14 protein-coding genes and 5 pseudogenes are annotated in these 17,590 nt (G+C 63.1%); 7 read left to right on the top strand and 12 right to left on the bottom strand.

Annotated features, from left to right (window positions below):
- Positions 1 to 56 precede the first annotated feature (56 nt).
- From NKH29_RS19090 to nifH, 7 genes and pseudogenes are all read right to left on the bottom strand, one after another.
- Positions 57 to 1,049 (bottom strand): polyprenyl synthetase family protein, encoded by a 993-nt coding sequence (locus NKH29_RS19090; RefSeq protein WP_353000422.1) that lies wholly within the window; start codon positions 1,047 to 1,049, stop codon positions 57 to 59.
- A gap of 154 nt (positions 1,050 to 1,203) precedes the next feature.
- On the bottom strand, positions 1,204 to 2,547 hold the full coding sequence (locus tag NKH29_RS19085) for a cytochrome P450 (protein ID WP_353000352.1): 1,344 nt from the start codon (positions 2,545 to 2,547) through the stop codon (positions 1,204 to 1,206).
- Positions 2,547 to 3,389 (bottom strand): SDR family oxidoreductase, encoded by an 843-nt coding sequence (locus NKH29_RS19080; RefSeq protein WP_352472457.1) that lies wholly within the window; start codon positions 3,387 to 3,389, stop codon positions 2,547 to 2,549. The genes NKH29_RS19085 and NKH29_RS19080 overlap by 1 nt, the downstream gene beginning before the upstream one ends.
- Before the next feature lie 168 nt (positions 3,390 to 3,557).
- Positions 3,558 to 3,683: pseudogene (locus NKH29_RS19075) on the bottom strand (ferredoxin); the annotation flags it as partial.
- A gap of 1 nt (position 3,684) precedes the next feature.
- Positions 3,685 to 4,974: a cytochrome P450 gene (locus NKH29_RS19070; RefSeq protein ID WP_353000351.1), complete on the bottom strand. Its 1,290-nt coding sequence runs from the start codon at positions 4,972 to 4,974 to the stop codon at positions 3,685 to 3,687.
- A gap of 94 nt (positions 4,975 to 5,068) precedes the next feature.
- On the bottom strand, positions 5,069 to 6,271 hold the full coding sequence (locus NKH29_RS19065) for a cytochrome P450 (RefSeq protein ID WP_353000349.1): 1,203 nt from the start codon (positions 6,269 to 6,271) through the stop codon (positions 5,069 to 5,071).
- A gap of 154 nt (positions 6,272 to 6,425) precedes the next feature.
- A pseudogene (gene nifH, locus NKH29_RS19060) lies at positions 6,426 to 6,616 on the bottom strand (nitrogenase reductase); the annotation flags it as partial.
- A 1,332-nt stretch (positions 6,617 to 7,948) separates the two neighbouring features.
- On the opposite strand from nifH, the gene NKH29_RS19055 reads away from it, so the two are divergent.
- The 3 genes from NKH29_RS19055 to NKH29_RS19045 all read left to right on the top strand — a co-directional run bounded on the left by NKH29_RS19055 (position 7,949) and on the right by NKH29_RS19045 (position 11,264).
- Positions 7,949 to 8,482 carry a peroxiredoxin gene (locus NKH29_RS19055; protein ID WP_352781647.1) on the top strand — a complete coding sequence of 178 codons (534 nt, stop codon included), beginning with the start codon at positions 7,949 to 7,951 and terminating at the stop codon, positions 8,480 to 8,482.
- A gap of 70 nt (positions 8,483 to 8,552) precedes the next feature.
- On the top strand, positions 8,553 to 9,989 hold the full coding sequence (rpoN, locus tag NKH29_RS19050; RefSeq protein ID WP_352921921.1) for an RNA polymerase factor sigma-54: 1,437 nt from the start codon (positions 8,553 to 8,555) through the stop codon (positions 9,987 to 9,989).
- A 57-nt stretch (positions 9,990 to 10,046) separates the two neighbouring features.
- Entirely contained in the window at positions 10,047 to 11,264 is a 1,218-nt protein-coding gene (locus NKH29_RS19045) for an MFS transporter (protein ID WP_353000347.1), read from the top strand.
- Positions 11,265 to 11,629: 365 nt separating this feature from the next.
- Here the strand turns inward: NKH29_RS19045 and NKH29_RS19035 are convergent, their stop codons facing one another.
- A complete protein-coding gene (locus NKH29_RS19035; protein WP_352921925.1) occupies positions 11,630 to 11,821 on the bottom strand; it encodes a group II intron maturase-specific domain-containing protein in 192 nt (63 codons plus the stop codon).
- A gap of 63 nt (positions 11,822 to 11,884) precedes the next feature.
- Here NKH29_RS19035 and NKH29_RS19030 point away from each other — a divergent pair, with 63 nt between their 5' ends.
- From NKH29_RS19030 to NKH29_RS19015, 4 genes are all read left to right on the top strand, one after another.
- Positions 11,885 to 12,256: a type II toxin-antitoxin system RelE/ParE family toxin gene (locus tag NKH29_RS19030; RefSeq protein WP_353000346.1), complete on the top strand. Its 372-nt coding sequence runs from the start codon at positions 11,885 to 11,887 to the stop codon at positions 12,254 to 12,256.
- On the top strand, positions 12,256 to 12,651 hold the full coding sequence (locus NKH29_RS19025) for an XRE family transcriptional regulator (RefSeq protein ID WP_352921927.1): 396 nt from the start codon (positions 12,256 to 12,258) through the stop codon (positions 12,649 to 12,651). The genes NKH29_RS19030 and NKH29_RS19025 overlap by 1 nt, the downstream gene beginning before the upstream one ends.
- 185 nt (positions 12,652 to 12,836) lie before the next feature.
- On the top strand, positions 12,837 to 13,505 hold the full coding sequence (locus tag NKH29_RS19020) for a hypothetical protein (RefSeq protein ID WP_353000344.1): 669 nt from the start codon (positions 12,837 to 12,839) through the stop codon (positions 13,503 to 13,505).
- Complete coding sequence (locus NKH29_RS19015) at positions 13,441 to 14,061, top strand: hypothetical protein (protein ID WP_353000342.1); 621 nt, start codon at positions 13,441 to 13,443, stop codon at positions 14,059 to 14,061. Before NKH29_RS19020 ends, NKH29_RS19015 begins: the two co-directional genes overlap by 65 nt.
- Positions 14,062 to 14,218: 157 nt before the next feature.
- On the opposite strand, the pseudogene NKH29_RS19010 reads toward NKH29_RS19015, so the two are convergent.
- The 4 genes and pseudogenes from NKH29_RS19010 to NKH29_RS18995 all read right to left on the bottom strand — a co-directional run.
- Positions 14,219 to 14,781 (bottom strand): annotated as a pseudogene (locus tag NKH29_RS19010) (IS91 family transposase); the annotation flags it as partial.
- A 3-nt stretch (positions 14,782 to 14,784) separates the two neighbouring features.
- Positions 14,785 to 15,390: pseudogene (locus NKH29_RS19005) on the bottom strand (tyrosine-type recombinase/integrase).
- A gap of 38 nt (positions 15,391 to 15,428) precedes the next feature.
- Positions 15,429 to 15,626, bottom strand: a complete 198-nt coding sequence (locus tag NKH29_RS19000; protein ID WP_353000420.1) for a phage integrase N-terminal SAM-like domain-containing protein — start codon at positions 15,624 to 15,626, stop codon at positions 15,429 to 15,431.
- Between the two features lie 480 nt (positions 15,627 to 16,106).
- Positions 16,107 to 17,137, bottom strand: a pseudogene (locus tag NKH29_RS18995) (IS110 family RNA-guided transposase).
- Positions 17,138 to 17,590: the final 453 nt, after the last annotated feature.

Below are 17,590 nucleotides of genomic sequence, written 5' to 3'. Positions count from 1 at the left end.
ACCGCCCGCCGGCCGACCGCACGGCCACAGGGGCGAGTCCATGCGGACGGGCGCGCTCATGCGTATGGCGCGGACAGATACACGTTGGCCCGCTGCAGCATCTGCGCCAACCGTTCCGCACGCGGCCCCAGCGGGACGATGGCCTCCCCGGCGTCGCGCAACAAATCCAGCGCGAACTGGCGCGCTGCCTGCAGCCCCATGATCGACGCGCAGGTCGGCTTCTGCGCCGCCGCGTCCTTGCCGGGGGTCTTGCCCAGCGTCGCGGTATCCGCTGTCGCGTCGAGAATGTCGTCGACCACCTGCAACGCCAGGCCGAAACAGGCGGTGTAGCGATCGAGCGCACAGTACAGCGCAGCGTGCGCGGCATCCTCCGCGATGGAGTATAGCGCGCCCATGCGAACGGACGCGCGCACTAGCGCTCCGCTCTTCTTCCGGTGCATCGCCACGATCCTGTCCAGCTCGACGTGTTTTCCGACCAGTGACAGATCCATGGCCTGCCCGCCTGCGGCACCCTCAGCGGACACCGCCTGCGCCAGTTCGCGCACGAGCGCGATACGGTTGTCGCCCGGCGCATCCAGGCTCGCCAGGGTCAGGAAGGCGTGCGCCTGCAGCGCATCGCCGACCAGGATCGCAGTGGCTTCGCCGAACTTGACGTGCACGGTCGGAAGGCCGCGGCGAAGCACGTCGTCGTCCATCGCGGGCAGGTCGTCGTGAACCAGGGTACAGGCGTGCATCATCTCGATGGCGGCGCCGACGTCGTCGAGCATGTGCGCCGGCGTATCGGCCAGTGCGCCGGCAGCCAAACAGAGCAAGGCGCGGGTGCGCTTCCCGCCATGCAAGGTGGCGTAGCGCATCGCCGCCATCAGCTCAGTCTCACCGTCGTATTCGGCGCAGAGAAGACGCGCCAGCGCCTGTTCGACCCGCTTTGCGCCGTCCTGCATCCAGATCTCCGGCAGCAGCCTGCCGGATGCGCCGCGCGCCTGCGCACCCAATCCGCCGAGGGCGGAAACGCCAGTTCGGTCGTCGTGTAGCGTGGAACCGGTCTGCATGTTCTTCATGTCCTTGTACCTGACACGAGATGGCCACGGCGAGCGCCAAGCCGCCGCAGTGTTGCCGGCGTCGCACCGAGCGCGCGCGCCGAGTGCAGCAATGCCGCGCGTCGCCGGCGCCGCTGCCTCGCAAGACGGGGCATGCGATGCCAGCTCATGAGAAGCCTATGCGGATTGCCATGGACGGATGTGCGGTCGGGTAATAGCGCCGGCCTTTTTCGACGTCGCTCAGCAACCGCGGCCGCACCCCGGCCTTGTGCATGGTCAGCGCCAAGGCGATGCAGAACTGCACCATTTCCAGCCATACCAGGTGGTAGCCGATGCAGACGTGTGGGCCGGTACCGAACTGCAGCATGTCCACGGGCCGGATCGGCTGCGTACGTTGCAGCCACCGCGCCAGGCGGAACTGATCAGGCGCCTCGTGCAGCAGCGCCGAGGTCGAGAAATGCAGCAGCGGGATGCATAGATTGGTGCCCGCGGGAATGCGCCGTTGGCCGAGTTGCAATTCCTGCAGCGCGCGACGCGGCAGGAGCGTGGTCGCCGGATGCAGGCGCAGTGTCTCGCGGAACAGCGCCTCGGCGACCGGACACTCCGCCAAGTCCGCGTGCCGGGTCGGCACCGCGCCCACGCGTTGCGCCTCCTCGACCAGGGCGTCCCACAGCACAGGCTGCCGCGCCAGCTCGATCACCATCCAGGCCATCGTCGAGGCAGTGGTGTCGTGACCGGCAAGCAGCAGCAAGCGGATATTGGCGACCAGGACGTCATCGGAAAGCGCATCGTCGCTGCGGTCGAAGGCGCTCACCATGTCGTTGATCAACCCGGTGCGCGCGGCATGCGCGCGCGCGTCGCGGACGAACTGGCGCAACTGCGCGTCGATCCAGTCTCGGGCGGCGCGGCCCCGCCGCAAGGGCAGTCCGGGCAGGTCGACCGGGGGCGCGACGATCAACTGCAGCAGTTGCCGGTACTTGCGATGCCATCCCGGCAGGTCCTGCGCGCGGATTCCCATGAGGCTGAAGATGAGCTTGAGCATCAGGTCGCCGGTTTCGCGCAGGATGGTTACGTCGCCGCGGTCGCGCCACGCCTGCACCCGCGCACAGATGACGGGCGCGAACAGGTCGCCGATGCCGGCCTGGGTCAGCCCCTTGGGCAGGAACGCCGCCTTGATCGCATCGCGCGCCTGCCGGTGTGCGCCGCCGTCCTGGGCAACCAACGTTCCGCCAAGCAATTCGGGCGCGATCTCTTCGATCAGCGCCGAGGACACGTCCTTGTGCTTGAGCAGTGAGAATGCGTCCGGATCCACGCAGGTCATCAGATGTCCGGCAGGGCCGAAATCCAGCCAGAAGTGGCTGCCCAGCGTCCGTTCTGCGCGCTGCAGCAGGCGCGGCAGGTCGCAGACAATGGCGGGAAGATGCCCGACCAGGGGGAAAGCGCCAGGCATGACCGGGATGTCGCATCGCAGCCGGTGCCGACGGTTGAGTGGGTTGAGCAGCATGTCCATCAGCAGCGCGCCGCCGCCGCCGATTCGGTGTCGCCGGCAGGGCGCGCGGCGCAGCTGTTGCCACCGTCGGCGTATGTCGGCACATGCGCCAGCATGCCGCCATCGATGCACACGACCTGGCCTGTGATAAACGCAGCATCGTCGGAGAGCAGGAACGCCACGAGCGCGGCCACGTCCTCGGGGCGGCCGACGCGCTGCAGGAGCTGGTGCCGGCGCAGATGCCGTTGCATGCACTCGTCCAGCTTGGCGAGGAGACGCTCGGTCATGACGAGACCCGGCGCAACGGCGTTGCAGCGGATCTGCGCATGACCGTATTGGGTGGCGAGCGAAGCCGAGAGCATGTTCATCGCCGCCTTCGACGCGGCGTAGGACGTCTGCGCCGTGTCACCGCTGAGCCCCTGGCACGACGACATGTTGACGATCGCGCCACCGCCGCGGGCGATCATCCGTGGGATGGCCTGCCGGCAGCAGAGCAGCGTGCCGCGCAGATTGGTCGCCATGGTCTGGTCCCAGACTGCCAGGTCCAGGTCGAGGATCGCGCGGTCGCGCGGGGTCAGATGCATGGCGCTCGCATTGTTCACCAGCAGGTCGACCCCCCCGAAGTGCCGCTCCGCCGTCTCGAACAGCGCTGCCACCGCCTGCTCATCGGCGATATCCATGGCTATGGGCAGCGCGTGGCCTGCTTCGGCCGCGATCTGCGCGGTGCAGGCGATGGCCGCCGAGCCATCAATGTCGGCCACCACCACTCTGCCCCCCTCCCGCGCGATGGCGAGAGCGCATGCCTTGCCGATGCCGGCGCCGGCGCCGGTCACCACGGCCACCTTGCCTTCAAACCGTCCCATCGTGTCTCCTGAATTGCATTGGTCTTTCGCGGCATGCCGCTCGGCATCCGCCGGAGAGGGCGCAGGGTCGGCGCCGGCGCGCTCGTCATGGCCAGCGTCGCTTTCGATGACCCGAATGGCGCCGACCGGGCACTGGTTGGCCGCAAGCCGCACGGCGGCGTGCAGCGCCTGCGGGACCGTCGCCACGCACACTTCGGCCACGCCGTCCGGTTCGCGCTGGCGAAAGGTGCCCGGCAGCGTCAGCACGCACTGCCCGGTAGTTCCGCACAGATCCTGATCGACCAGGACGCGCATCTCAGCCCTCCTGCCCATGCAGCCGCACCGGCAGCGCGCGGAACGTCCTAAGGAACGCGGAGGGCTCCCGGGTCGGCTGCTCGGCCAATGCCAGCGCGGGGAAGCGCGCCTGGATCCGCGGCAGGCTCTCGGCCAACTGCACTCGGGCCAGTTGCGCACCCAGGCAGAAGTGGATGCCGTGGCCGAAGGTCAGCATGATCTTCCCGTCGATCGACATGCCAGGACTGGTGCCGTAGAACCGCACGGGATCGAAGCGGTCGGGATCGGCGAAGGCGTCCGGGTCGCGATTGCCGGCCGCGATCAGCACGCGCACGTCCGCGTTCTTCGGGATCACCACGCCGCCCAGTTCGATGTCGCGCTGGGCGATACGCGGAATGGAGCTGAACATGGCGGGCGCGTCGTAGCGCAGGGCTTCTTCGACGAATGCCTTCACCCCCACGGCATCTCCCTTCAGCCAGTGCCGCTGTTCGGGATACGCCAGCATCGCCAGGACCGCATGGCCGATGGCCGCGGCAGAGGTGGCGAAGCCGCCCAGCAGCATGCCCCAGAGCATGCTGACCAATTCCGCATCCGACAGCATCTCGGCATCGTCGTCGTGTGCGCCAACCAGCATTGACACGATGTCGTGGCGAGCATCGGTGCGCTTGCGCTGTATGAGGTCGCCGAAGTAGGCCTGCACCCTGGCGCTGGCCGCGTCCCCCGCAGCGAGTTGGGGATCGCTGGCGTGCGGGCTTAGACCTTCCAGAATGGCGCTGATTCCGGCGACGAGCGCGAACATGTCGTCCCGGGGCATGCCGAACAGTTCGCCGAAAACCAGCATGGGCAAGGCAAGCGCGAATTCCTGATGCAGGTCCACTGCCTCCCCGCGCTCCAGTGCGGGCGCCATGCCGTCCAGGCGCGCTGCGACAATGCGAGCGATGGTCGGCCTCAGGTTGTCGATCTGGCCGATGGTGAAATCGCGCGAGATCAGCCGGCGCAGACGCGTATGCGTTGGAGGTTCCTTCATCGCTAAAGTGGACGCCAGCAAACTTAGCGACAGGCTGGTCGCCGCACGCGGGAAATAGCGTGCCAGTTCGCCTGGTGCCGGCCCCCGAAAAGCATCGCCCGTGGCCTTGAGCGCCCAGTATATGTCGGCGTGGCGGCTCAACAGAAAGAGGCCCGACGCCGCGCGATGTACCGGATCGTGCTCGCGCAACCACCGCATGAATGGGTACGGGTCCTGAATGCACGCTGGCGAGGCCAGTTCGGCGAAGGCGTCCCGGCATGCTGCCGTGGTTTCTTGCACGTCCATCTTGGTCACCTGTTGGCTGGCTGATCTGACCGGCGCGCGCCAGGCGCGCCGGCAAATTGCGGAGAAGATCGCGATTCCCGGCGGTGTCCGCGGATCACCAGAGCACCGGGAACTCCTCGAACCCGCCAGTGATGATCTCCTTGCGCAACTTCAGTTCTTCGGGCGCCAAGGCCAGGCGCAGCGCGGGAAAGCGCTGGAAGATCGAACCGAACACCACCTTGAGTTCCAGCCTGGCCAGCGCCGCGCCGATGCAGTAGTGCGGCCCGTAGGAGAACGCCAGGTGCGGGTTTTCGTCACGTCCGATGTCGAAGATTTCCGGGTCGTCGAAATGGCGCGGATCGAACGACGTCGCCGGCAGGCCGACCAGCACCTTGCTCTCCGCGGGAACATGCACGCCCGCGATGGTCACGTCGGTCCTCGGATAACGCATGATGCCGTCCCAGCCGGCGCCCGGCGGGTACATGCGCAGGATTTCCTCCACCGCCTTGTTCACCAGGGATGGATCGCCGACCAGGCGTTCGCGCTGTTGCGGGTGGCGGAACATGGCCAGCAGGCCGAATTCGATCTGCGCCACGGTGCTCTCGTGCCCCGCCACCAGCATGCCCGCGGCCAGGCCGATCGCCTCTTCCTCGGTCGCCTGGCCCTGTTCGACCGCCGCGAGCAGATCCGTCAGCAGGTTGTCGCCAGGATCCTGGCGCTTGTCCCGCATCTTGCCGCGAATGTAGGCGCGCAGTTCTTCCCAGGCCAGGCGCGATGCGCTGCGCGGGCCGCTTTCATGCTGATGCGTCATCACCTCGTCGGACAGCCCGGCGAAAAAGGCGTGATCCTCGTAGAGCACGCCCATCAGCGCGCTGATGACCATGGCCGGAAGCGGAAAGGAGAGGTGGCGCCGCAGGTCGGCGGGCTGGGGCTGGGCCGCCAGTGTCTCGAACAACTGCGCGGCGATCACCTCGACTTGCTGCTCGAGCAGCTTCACCCTGCGGTTGGTGAAGGCCGGCGCCACGATCGTGCGTAACCGGGCATGCTCGCCCCCCTCGTGCGAGACCAGCCACCCCGGCGAGCCGAGAATCACCGAATCCGGGGTGAATGTGGCCGGCGGCATTCCCGAGGGCCGGAACGCCGCGTCGGACAGCACCGCCTTGGCTTCATCGTAGCCTGTCACCCACCAGCCTTCGTGCCCGGACGGGAAGCGCACGCGGTGGATCGGACCGTTGGCGCGTTGCGCCAACATCTCTGGCGAGGGCTCGATGTGATCGACGCGCCACATCGGCAGCGTTGGCAAGGGATGTTCAGACATGGTGGCACTTCACTCTCTAAGCGATGGAAGAGCGGAAGGTGACCGGCAGGCGCTGCGGGCAGCGAATGACGTAAGACGGCATGTAGACGACGTCCTCCGCGGCGTAGCCCGACTCGATTATCAAGATCGGCCAACGTCTAACTGCCTAGGCATACCGCGCAGCGAGATGCAGAACGTTATCCTGCGCCTTCGAGTTCAGGATAAGGCGAGTGTGGCGGGCCTTTGAGTCGCAGCCGGCCATCAAGATTTCCTGCGCAAGGGTCGACAAGGGCGGCGAGCCTGTTTGGTAGGGGGTTTCGCCGAGGCCCCCTTCCCACAGAATGCTATCTGACGCGGATTTGACATTTTGCTTTTCTTTCTTCGTTCCATCGATCGCGGTGTCATCCACGAAACGAAGGTCGGTCGGCAGCTCCCGGCCCGCAACGAAGGAGCATCAAAACTCGTGCCAATTTGGCCGAACCAGCAGAAGAAAAAGAATTATGATTGCTTTTCAGTGGATTAGCCTGACGCCGGACAAGAGCTCGGCGAAATAGGCCGGTGTCGCGGACCAACAAAGGCGACAGAACAGTATCGGATAGTACGCGCTGGGCGACCTTTCGGTCGGGCTTGCGACATTCTGGTCCAGTTTCAAACATAGACAGTTGCAAATAGACATGCTTGGGGAATGCGATCCTCTCGGAACCAGGGCGCTTGCCCAAGACCGCACGCTCATGGTTGCTGCGACAGGCGCGTGTTCGCGATAAGCGTGCCTGCGCACCCAAGAACACGCTAGCGGGCAGACGCTACGCAATCGCTGCAGTCCCCGCCGGTGTGAGTAGTGCATCGGCTCGGCTTCCGGTTCGTCTTTGCCCAGCCGGTGCGGAAGCGCCGAATCTCCGCACCATACAGCACCGTCGTCAAGTGTGGTGACGAGGCAGTTATAGCGCGCGCCCGATCTCGGCGAAGACACGGCCTCCGAGAGAAAGGGAGCGGTCCAAAAGCATCTCCTATTTGAAATGGCACGCCGCTTGCTGCTCCTGGTTAGAGCCCATCAAATCACGATGAAAGCGACTTGCACGATGCCCGACACGCGAAGCTCTAGACCGTGGCCTGAGGAGACGGTGCCCGTTCCCGCTGAACATCGGGACATCGTCTCCTCCGGAGGTCCGTGCTCGGCAGCCGCTTTGCGCATGGCTGGTCCGATGCCGGCACGCCAACACGTGGCGCTCACGCAATTGCCGTCTACCGGTTCTGTTCAGCGTGTGAGTGCCCAAGAGCCCCATCAAAGGGTCACCCAAGCCAAGGTCGGCGGGTCACTGCCACACATCGGCAACACGCTGAACCAGTTCAGTGACGCGGGTCTGTTGCGTGAAGTCACATTTGAGGCCTCCACATGCTTGCGATATTGGCTACTTCCGGCCGCTATCCCTTTTCCAAACGCACGATCGCGAGTGACCGATCCCGCTTCCGGCGCCATAGCCGTGGAAAGCAAGCAGCTCGACGGTCTCAAGCTCGCTCAGATCGATTGCGTTCGGGTGGCCAAGAGCAGCCGCCAAGACGTTCCCATACATCGGGAGGGAAAACGGAGGTTGCGAGCCGCAAGGTCCTCATTCCGTGCCGGGCATCCGAGCCTTTGCTCGGTATTGCGCCAGCCTCTGCCAGAATTCAGCGCCAGTTTTCTTCTTTAGGAGCAACTTGATGACAGTTCAAAAGAAAGTTCCCTTCGTCACCTTTCTCACGCGTGTTCACGATAGGTCAGTCCAGGGGCCAAATCCATATCGCTGGCAAGAAAAGACATCTGACGACTACTTTGCCGGCAAGCGGGTCATCCTGTTCTCGCTGCCTGGCGCCTTCACCCCGACCTGCTCCACCTACCAACTGCCCAAGTTCGAAGAGCTCTATGATGAGTTTGTGAAGCAGGGAATTGACGCGATTTACTGCCTCTCAGTCAACGATGCCTTCGTCATGAATGCGTGGGGGAAGTCCTTGGGCCTAAAGCAGGTCGAGCTCATCCCCGATGGCTCGGGCGAGTTCACACGCAAGATGGGCATGCTGGTCGCCAAGGACAATCTCGGCTTCGGGATGCGCTCCTGGCGCTACGCCGCCCTGATCAACAATGGCGTGGTGGAGCAGTGGTTCGAGGAGGAAGGTTTCTCCGACAACTGCGAGGCCGACCCCTATGGCGTCTCGTCCCCGCAAAACGTTCTCGAAACGCTGAAAGCCGCCGCATGACCTAGAATACGTCTCACTGGTGCCATTGCCCGCCCCAAGAGGCTCCCTCGACAGGATTATCGCGCTCACCATGCAATCCTCAGCAAGCCTGCTTCAGCGCCAGAAGCAATCGATGGTCGCATCGCCTCAACTCATTGAGTCGATTCGCTTGCTGCAACTGGCGCATACTGAACTGCATCAGTTCGTGGAGCGGGAAATCGAAAAGAACCCGCTCTTGGAACCTGCGCCAAACGATGGCGGGCCTTTTGGCGATGTTTCGATTTCGGGAGCGGATCAGCCTGTCGGCCCACGCGCAAACGCCGTTGACGGACCGACCGGGGCCGGGTCGCCTGAACGGCTCGGGCAATGGAAATCACTTCGCAACACGACCAACAACCCGCCGGGTAATGGCCCTTCCCTCGACGAGTTTGCCAGCCTCGCCGAGACATTGCACGACCATGTCGCTCGTCAGATCGCCCTCACTGCGTTCACACCACAGGAGCGGCTGATCGCTGGCCAGCTTGCCGCCGATCTGGAAGACACTGGCTATCTTCGGGCAAACCTTTTGGAGTTGGCCGAGAGCCTGAATGTCCGGGAGGCTGATGTGGAACGGGTTCTCGGAACCTTGCAGCACTTTGATCCACCGGGAATTTTTGCGCGAACTCTCGGAGAATGCCTCGAAATCCAGTTACGCCAGCGAGACCGGTTCGACCCGGCAATGGCAGCTTTGGTTGCCAATCTTGAAATGCTTGCGCGACGCGATTTTCAGGCACTGAAGCAGCATTGCGGCGTCGATGAAGACGACCTTCTCGACATGATGCATGAGATTCGGGCGCTCGATCCGAAGCCTGGAAACCGATTCCAATCCGGTGCGTCTGAATCAATCATACCCGACGTCTGGGTCACGCCCTCGCCGGAAGGCGGGTGGCAGATCGAACTTGATCCGGCCACACTGCCCAAGCTGCTGATCAACCAAACCTACTATGCCGAAGTGTCGCGTCAAACTGTCCAAAATCCGAAAGATCAAGCATTTCTCAACGAATGCTTGCAAAACGCGAACTGGCTAATCCGCAGCCTCGATCAGCGCGCCAAGACGATTGTTAAGGTTGCGGCTGAAATCGTGCGCCAGCAGGATGCCTTTTTGGAACATGGCGTCGCCCACCTGCGGCCTCTCAATCTCAGAACCGTCGCTGACGCGATCGGCGTGCACGAGTCGACGGTAAGCCGGGTGACCTCGAACAAGTACATGCTTACCCCGCGCGGAGTCTTTGAACTGAAGTATTTTTTCACCGTCGCGATCGCGTCCTGCCAAGGCGGCGATGCGCACTCCGCCGAAGCTGTCCGCCATCGGATCAAAGCGATGATTGCCGCAGAATCTCCCGGCGACGTGCTTTCCGACGATGACATCGCTGTCCGGCTGAAGGAAACCGGCATCCATGTTGCGCGCCGCACCGTCACAAAATATCGCGAAGCAATGAACATCCCCTCCTCCGTGCAACGCCGCCGGGAAATGCGCTTGTGTTTTTAGATTTGGGTCAAGGCAGCCAACATCACGTTGCATTGCATCAAAGTGGAGACTTCGTTCATGACCCAATCCGCAGCAGGCGTTATGGACGCTGTTCTGCACGACCCAGAAAGGCCCGTCCCACCGTCTGGTCCCGCATGGGGTGCGGTCATTTCGCTTTCCTTGGGTACCTTCGGTCTGGTGACGGCAGAGTTTCTTCCTGTCAGCCTGCTCACGCCGCTCGCGCATGATCTCGGTATCACCGAGGGAGCGGCTGGACAGGCGATGACGGCTACCGCTATCGTCGGGGCCATTTCGGCGCCGACGGTGGCCATCATCACAAAGCGCCTGGACCGCAGGATCGTCATGTGGACGATGACACTGCTGCTGATACTGTCGGACGTTCTGGCGGCCGGCGCGTGGTCGCTGACGGTTCTCCTCACTGCACGCGTTGTGCTCGGCATAGCGCTCGGCGGCTTCTGGTCGATGTCGGCAGCACTGGCGATGCGGCTCGTTCCAAGCCACCTCCTGCCGCGCGCCATGTCGGTCATCCTCACCGGCGTTTCCGTGGCTACCGTTTGCGCAGCTCCAATTGGCGCTTATGTGGGCGATATCTGGGGATGGCGAAGCGCCTTCATGCTCGCCGCAGCCGGCGGCGCCGCTACACTGCTGGTGCAACTCATAACCATTCCGAGGCTGCCTCCGATTGGAGTGGCTAGCGTCCGCAGCCTGCTGGATGTGGCTAAGATTCCGATGGTCAAAGTTGCGCTTTTGGTCGTCCTGTTGGTCGCTTCCGGCCACTTCGCCGGAATCACCTATATTCGCGCCTTCCTCGAGAAGATTCCCGCACTGGATGTCGAAACGATCTCGCTTGTGTTGCTTGCTTTCGGCATCGGCGGATTCTTCGGCAATTTGGCCGGCGGGCTTCTGGCCGAGTACAGTCTCAAGGCAGTCGCGGCCCTTGCACCGCTGCTCATAGCGATAGCCGCTGTTTCGCTGCTGACGGCGGGAGCATCGGCTTTGGCCTCGGCGATTGCGGTTGCCGCGTGGGGCTTTGCCTTCGGCGCGGTGCCGGTAGGATTGCAGACGTGGATGGTGCGGCGGGCCGTCCCCGAGCACGCCGAAAGCGCCGGTGTGCTGATGGTCGTAGCGTTCCAAGTGGCAATCGCAGCCGGCGCGATTTTCGGCGGACTATTGGTGGACAATGCCGGGATTACCAGTGCCATTGCCTACAGTGCTGTTGCCACGTTCCTCGCCGCCCTGACAGTGTTCCTGCTCGGCCCGAAGCGCGAAACCTAGACCGCCTGACAGAAGAGGCCTCAGCAGCGCAGCGGGACGAGAGATGCAGTCGCATGCACGGCGCGGCGCGATCCTCCGCATGATTACGTATCGACCAGCGCCAGCGCCTCGCCGGCTTCACCTCCGGGCGGATGGCGACCTTCGCCGTCAGACACGCGAACCTCGCCGGCACCGGTTTCTATTTGGCGACGATGAGCGCTGCCGGCGCGATGGAACCCTTGCTGGCGGTCATATCCTTCACGACAAGCCGGGATTCTGGGCAAGCGACAGCTACGCGCCGGCCATGCCCGTCAGAACGCCGGTGACGATGCCGCTCGATAGCGCAGACAGGTCGCGAATTGCCAGTCGTGTCAACGGCGGCCGGATTATCGTCGACCGCGCGTACCTTGTTTCGGCCGCAGACTATCGTTCGGCAGCTTGATGCTGTTGGCGAGTAGCGGAAACGCTTGCGCGCCTCTGATCCACCCCCTGAGGAGCGGATTGATCAGCCGGGCGATGTCGTTCAACGAGAGCTGCGTCTGTCGGCGGATGTGCAAGTCCCTGATCTTTTCCCGCATTGCTTTCAGCGCCGAGGAACTGACCGCTGGTGTGATGTTGACCACATAGCCTAGGAGCTATATATGACTTGGGAAGTCGTTTTTGGCGATGAGTTCGATGGGGAGTTCGAGGCGTTGCCCCAGACAGTCCAAGATGACCTATTGGCCTCGGCTAAGCTGCTCGGTGTGTTCGGGCCCCAGCTGGTGCGACCGCATGCGGATACCTTGAATGACTCGTCGTTCGCGAACATGAAAGAACTTCGCTTCGACGCTGATGATGGTGTCTGGCGGGTTGCCTTCGCATTCGACCGGAAGCGGAAGGCGATCCTGCTCGTCGCCGGCGATAAGTCGGGCGTGAGTGAGAAGCGCTTCTATAAAAGTCTGATCGCCAAGGCGGGCAAGCGCTATCAAGGGCATCTCGACCGTTTGGCGGCGGCGAAGAAGGAGAAGAAGTGATGGGACGCAAGCTTGACGACCTAATCGCTGCGCTCCCCGAGGATCGTCGGGAGCGGGTCGACGCGCGTTTCGAAGACTTAAGGGGAGAAGTGGAGAGTCTCGGCGATTTGCGGCGTGCCGCTGGAAAGGCCCAGGCCGAAATCGCTTCGGTCCTCAAGATCAAGCAGCCTTCGGTCTCGAAGATCGAGAAACAAGCCGACATGTACTTGTCTACTCTTAAAAGCTACGTCGAGGCGATCGGGGGGCAACTCGAACTCGTCGTTCGCCTTCCCTCGCGCGCGCCCCTCCGTATAGAGCGGCTCGGCGACGTCGTGGCTCCCAAAGCCGTCTCCGTGCGTAGCGTTAAAAGAGCGGCAGGTGGACGTAATCGCACAAAGGCCGCACGCGCCGGCTGACCTCACTCTGTTTCGGCTAAAGACTACCGATGGTGCGAGATGGTCTCGTCGATGCAAGGAGTAGGTATGAGCAACGTCCTAGTTAAGCCAAAGACCGACCTGCCCGCCCCACACTGCCCGACGTGACCCCTCTCTCCTCGCCCATGCTAGCCCAACTGACCGCCGCGTTGGGAGTCTCCCGCAATGTGCTCGCCGAGGACCACCAGATCGCCCATGCTTGGTCCCAGCTCCCACGCCTGATCAAGAAGATCCCTCCGCACCTGCGCGATGAGCGGATCGTCAAAATGTGTGTCGCCGTCGCCAGCGGTCTGTTCGACGCAGCCATCAACTACGTTTGGAACGCGGCCGTGGTGGAACTGCGTGACAAGGTGCGACGGTTCGGCATCAACGTCGTCCCTCAGATCCTCGACGACAAGTCCTTCGACGAGGACACGCTCCTCGACCTCAAGGACGCCGAGCTGCTCGACCTCTGCCGTAAGCTCAACCTGATCGGTGACGACGACTTCTTTTTCCTCGACCAGTGCAGGGCCACACGCAACAGTTTCTCTATCGCACACCCAGCTGCGGGGACGGTCGACGAAGACGAGTTCCTGAGTTTCCTAAGCCGCTGCCAGAAGCATGCGCTCTCGAGCGCCCACAAGCCTAAGGGGGTGGACACAAAGTCCCTGCTCGCCGCGCTGAAAGCAACGAAGTTCAAGAAGGATCAACGACAAGAATGGGAACGCCGTATCCAGGAAACATTCGAGGCCCAGCGCGAGCTGATCTTCGTCATGTTACACGGCATCTACTGTGACCCCAGCGTCGGGAGAGGAAGCCCGCCTGAACGCCATCGCAATCTGCGAATCGTTCAGTAACGACCTTAGCCCCCGGACCAGGTCGGCGCTGGTGGATCGACACCAGGACTATAAGGCAAAAGGCGACGAAGCCCGTCAGAAGGCTTCGCTGCAGTTCTTCGAGACGCTGGGCCAGTTGTCGCTGCTGAGCGAAGCCGAGGTTCACAGTATCTTCACATCAGCGAGTAGGAAGCTCTTAAGTGTGCGCAATGGCTGGGATAACTTCCACAACGAGCCGCCCTTCGCCGATCGGCTCCTCAAGCTGTCGCGGAAAAACCGCGTTCCGGAAACAGCGCAGGCCACTTTTGTGGAGGCAGTCGTGACGGCAGCGACTGGCAACTCATACGGCGTCTCGAACGCGGCGTCGCCATCCTACAATGAGATGGTCAAGTCGTTCTCGCCAAACGAGGTCAAGCTGATGCTGGATCTACCGAAGGCCTCGACCCTCGTCGCAAGTCGCATCAACTCGAACAGCGGCTGCGAGAAGCGGTTCCGCTCGCTCGTCGCTCTCGTTGACGCCAAGACGGTTCCCACGGCCTCGAAGAGCCTTTACGCAAAATGGGTTCCTAAGCCTTGATTCGCTGCGTTCCCGCTGACCCTGTTTCGCCCCTGGACTACTGTATGTAGGTGACCGGCAACCCGCTGGTTCGCAAAAAGAGGACGGCGAGGTTGAACGAGGAAGAACCCCCGGGATCAGATCCCGTCGCCAAGGCGTCGGCCTTCTTGTCCGCGACCAGCCGGGTCAGGAACAGACGGCGGAACAGCTTGCCCAGTACTCTCACTGGGAGAAGGAAGGCCGCCGCGACGATATCCACCGGCGTCCGTCCGGCGCAATGCCGCCGCCCGGCACGATCATGTGGATATGGGGATGGTGGGTCAGATCCCGATATGTGGAGCACGGCAGTGATGCCGATGCGCGCGCCGAGGTGCTTGGGATCCGCCGCGATCGTCAGCATCGTCTCCGATGCCGCCTTGAACAGCAGGTCATAGACCAGCGCCTTGTTGCCGAACGCGATGGCGGCGACCTCGGCGGGCAGCGTGAACACGACATGGAAGTAGCCGACCGGCAGCAGGTCGGCCTCCCGCTCGGCGAGCCATATACGCGCGGCCGCGAGGCGATGCGCCACTGGCCGCAGTCTTCGCAGGCCTCGACGTGACCGCCGAGCGCCGCGGTGCGGCAATGCTCGATCGCCGACATCACCTTGAGCTGGATGAGGCTCAGGTGACCTGCATGGGCGGCCCGATAGGCGGGGCCGGCAGCACGGAAGATGTCGGCGACCTCAACAGAGATGTGCACGGCTCAGCCGGGCGGCGTCTTGCCTTCCATTAGCGCCATCAGCCGGTCGAGCGGCCCTGCGACCGCGTGGATCGTCCGGGTCGAGACCTTGGTGTAGAGCGCGGTCGTATGGAGCTTGCTGTGCCCGAGCAGCACCTGGATGACGCGGATGTCGACCTCCTGTTCGAGCAGGTGGGTGGCGAAGCTGTGACGCAGCGTGTGAGGGCTGACGCGTTTGCGGATGCCGGCGACTTCGGCTGCCTCCTGGACTGCGCGGTGCAATTGCCTCGATGAGATCGGGCGCGGTGAAGCTGCGCCCCGGGAACAGCCAGCCATTGGGGAGCATCACCCCGCGCTGCCTGCCTTCGCGCCACCACAGCCGCAGCAGTTCCAGAAGTTGCGGCGAGAGCATGGCGTTGCGGTCCCTGCGTCCCTTGCCTGTTCGACGCGGATCAGCATGCGTGTCGAGTCGATGTCGTCGATCTTGAGGTGCGCGACTTCGGACACGCGCAGGCCCGCGCCATAGGCGACGCCGAGCGCGGCCTTGTACTTGGTGCCGGGTGCGGCTTCAAGCAGCCGCGCCGCTTCCTCCACGCTCAGCACCTCGGGCAGCTTGCGCTGATACCTCATGATCACCAGCGCACGCGCCAGATCCCGACGCTTCAGCGTCACGAGGAACAGGAACCGCAGTGCCGAGACCCCGCGCCATTGATCGTCGCAGGGCCGACGCCGCTCTCATGCTGATGCAGTTGGAATCGACGGATGTCCTCAGCCGTCGCCGTGTCGGGCGAGCGGCCAAGGAACACAGCGAAGCGCCGGACGTGACGAACGTAGTTCTGCTGGGTCTGGGAGCCCAGGCCACACATGAGCATGTCGTGCTGCATGCGCTAGCGAAGCGGAGAGATTGGTGCATCGGTCGACAGGGTAGCCATGGCGAGTTCCTGTCGTTGAAGGGAACTCCATGGTCAGATCGACGCCTCTACCCGCTCAAGTCAAATGGCAGTCGCGCCAGCTCAGGCCGAGGCGCCCCTCCCGCGAAGCGGGTCGTCTAATCGCTCGGCCGTCAAGGGGGTGAGTGCAAGCCAGTCGTCCTTTCTGTCCATGTTCGTTCGTTCGTATGCCGGGTACAAGGTCGTCTACGCGGTCGATGCAAAGATCGCCGCAGGATGAGTTTCGCAGGTGAGATCTTCCTATGTTCGTTGCGCAATCTGCTTAACGAGGCAGTTGCTTCCCGCTTCGCGGAATGATCCCAGCCACGTCCCGGCAGGGACGGCTCGATGCGTCCTGTAAGAACGCTATTGGTGGAATGGCCCTGAAGAAATCGCCGTGGTCGAGCGTCTGCAGGATCAGGCGGCGGCGGGCGTTCCTCCGTGCGGATCGAACAGCTCGCCCGTCCGGAGCATCGTATGCATGATCACTGCCAGCTTGCGCGCCAGGGCCACGGCGGCTCGTTTGAAGCCGAGCCGTTCTTTGAACTCCAACGCCCGGTTCGCAGAGTACTGGTATTCGTCGACCGGTTCAGGATGACCGCGGCCGCCTCGTATAGCAGTCCGCGCAACTGATTGTCGCCACGGCGCGAGATATGTCCGTCATTATCGACCTCGCCGGACTGGTAGCGTCTCGGGGTCAGGCCCACCCATGCGCCCACGGCGCGCGAGTTCCTGAAGTTCGCCGGATCCTCCACGGCCGCGGCAAAGGCGGTGGCTGTGACGGTGCCGACACCGGGCACCGACATGAGCAGACGGCAGTGCTGGTCTTCACGAGCCATCGCGGCCGGTTGCTTGCTCAGCTCTGCTATCGGGTATCGAATATCACTCCATGCCCGAAGCATTGGCACGACGATGCGCGCCAGCTTTGCTTCGCCCTGCAGAAGACCGTGAACGTTGCGCTCGAACACGCTGCCGGCGCCCTTGGGCACGACAAGGCCGAACGTCTTCATCAATCCGCGGATTTGGTTGGATATCTGCAAACGCATCTTGAGAAGCTGGCGCCGCGCGGTGATCAGCGTGCGGATCAGCATGCTGTCGAAACCTTTGACCCGAACCTCGCGGTAGAAGCCGACCTCGGCCAGATGTGCCAGGCCATCCGCATCGTTCGCCTCGGTCTTGTTCGCGGCCATGTCGAGCGCGGCCTTGGCATGCCGCGCGTCGATACAGATTACCGGCAACCCCTCTGCCGTCAGCGCATGGTAGAACCACACCGACAGCGGCCCCGTCTCGAACACAACCCGCCGGGCATACGGTGCGCGCTTGCGGATCACCGCCGCGAGCAGTTGTGGGTCGGACGCGCACTTGCCCCGCCACATCCTTTTGCCGTCCTGCCGGATCGATATTGCCGTGTCTTTCATGGATACGTCGAGACCGATATACTGCTCCATGGCTGTCCTCCGTTCGATGCCTGGGCCCGGGTCCATCGTGAGCCCGTTCTTCATCCTATCGGGGGACAGCCAGCCGGCTAGAGCTCCGAACGTCGCCGCCACAGCTTTGGTGGCCACCGCTCCCGCGATTACGTCATGTTCGTGCATGAGGCGCATTGCAGCCCGGCGGCTGTGGGGCCGACAGTGGACTGTCGGCTGTTGAACGTGCCGAATGGAATAGCTGCCGTTCATCAATGGTGCTCCAGCGGCAAGAATACCGCAGGGGTGAATTCCTCGAGCAAGCCTGGCACGCCACAGGCGAACTCGTGGCCGTCAGCCGGTCACCGGACACTGAAACGGCCGACGAGAGCTGCTAACCATCAGAAAAATATTGAAGCCATTGTATGCCCCTTCGGTCTGAAAATTCATACAACATAAGGATTTCGTGGTATTGGGTGCTACGGGGGCTAAGAT

This window comes from Mesorhizobium sp. M1295, assembly GCF_040318135.1.
Lineage (GTDB): Bacteria > Pseudomonadota > Alphaproteobacteria > Rhizobiales > Rhizobiaceae > Mesorhizobium.
The sequence above is the reverse complement of the archived record's forward strand: the minus strand, read 5'-3'. Positions and strand labels throughout refer to the sequence as shown.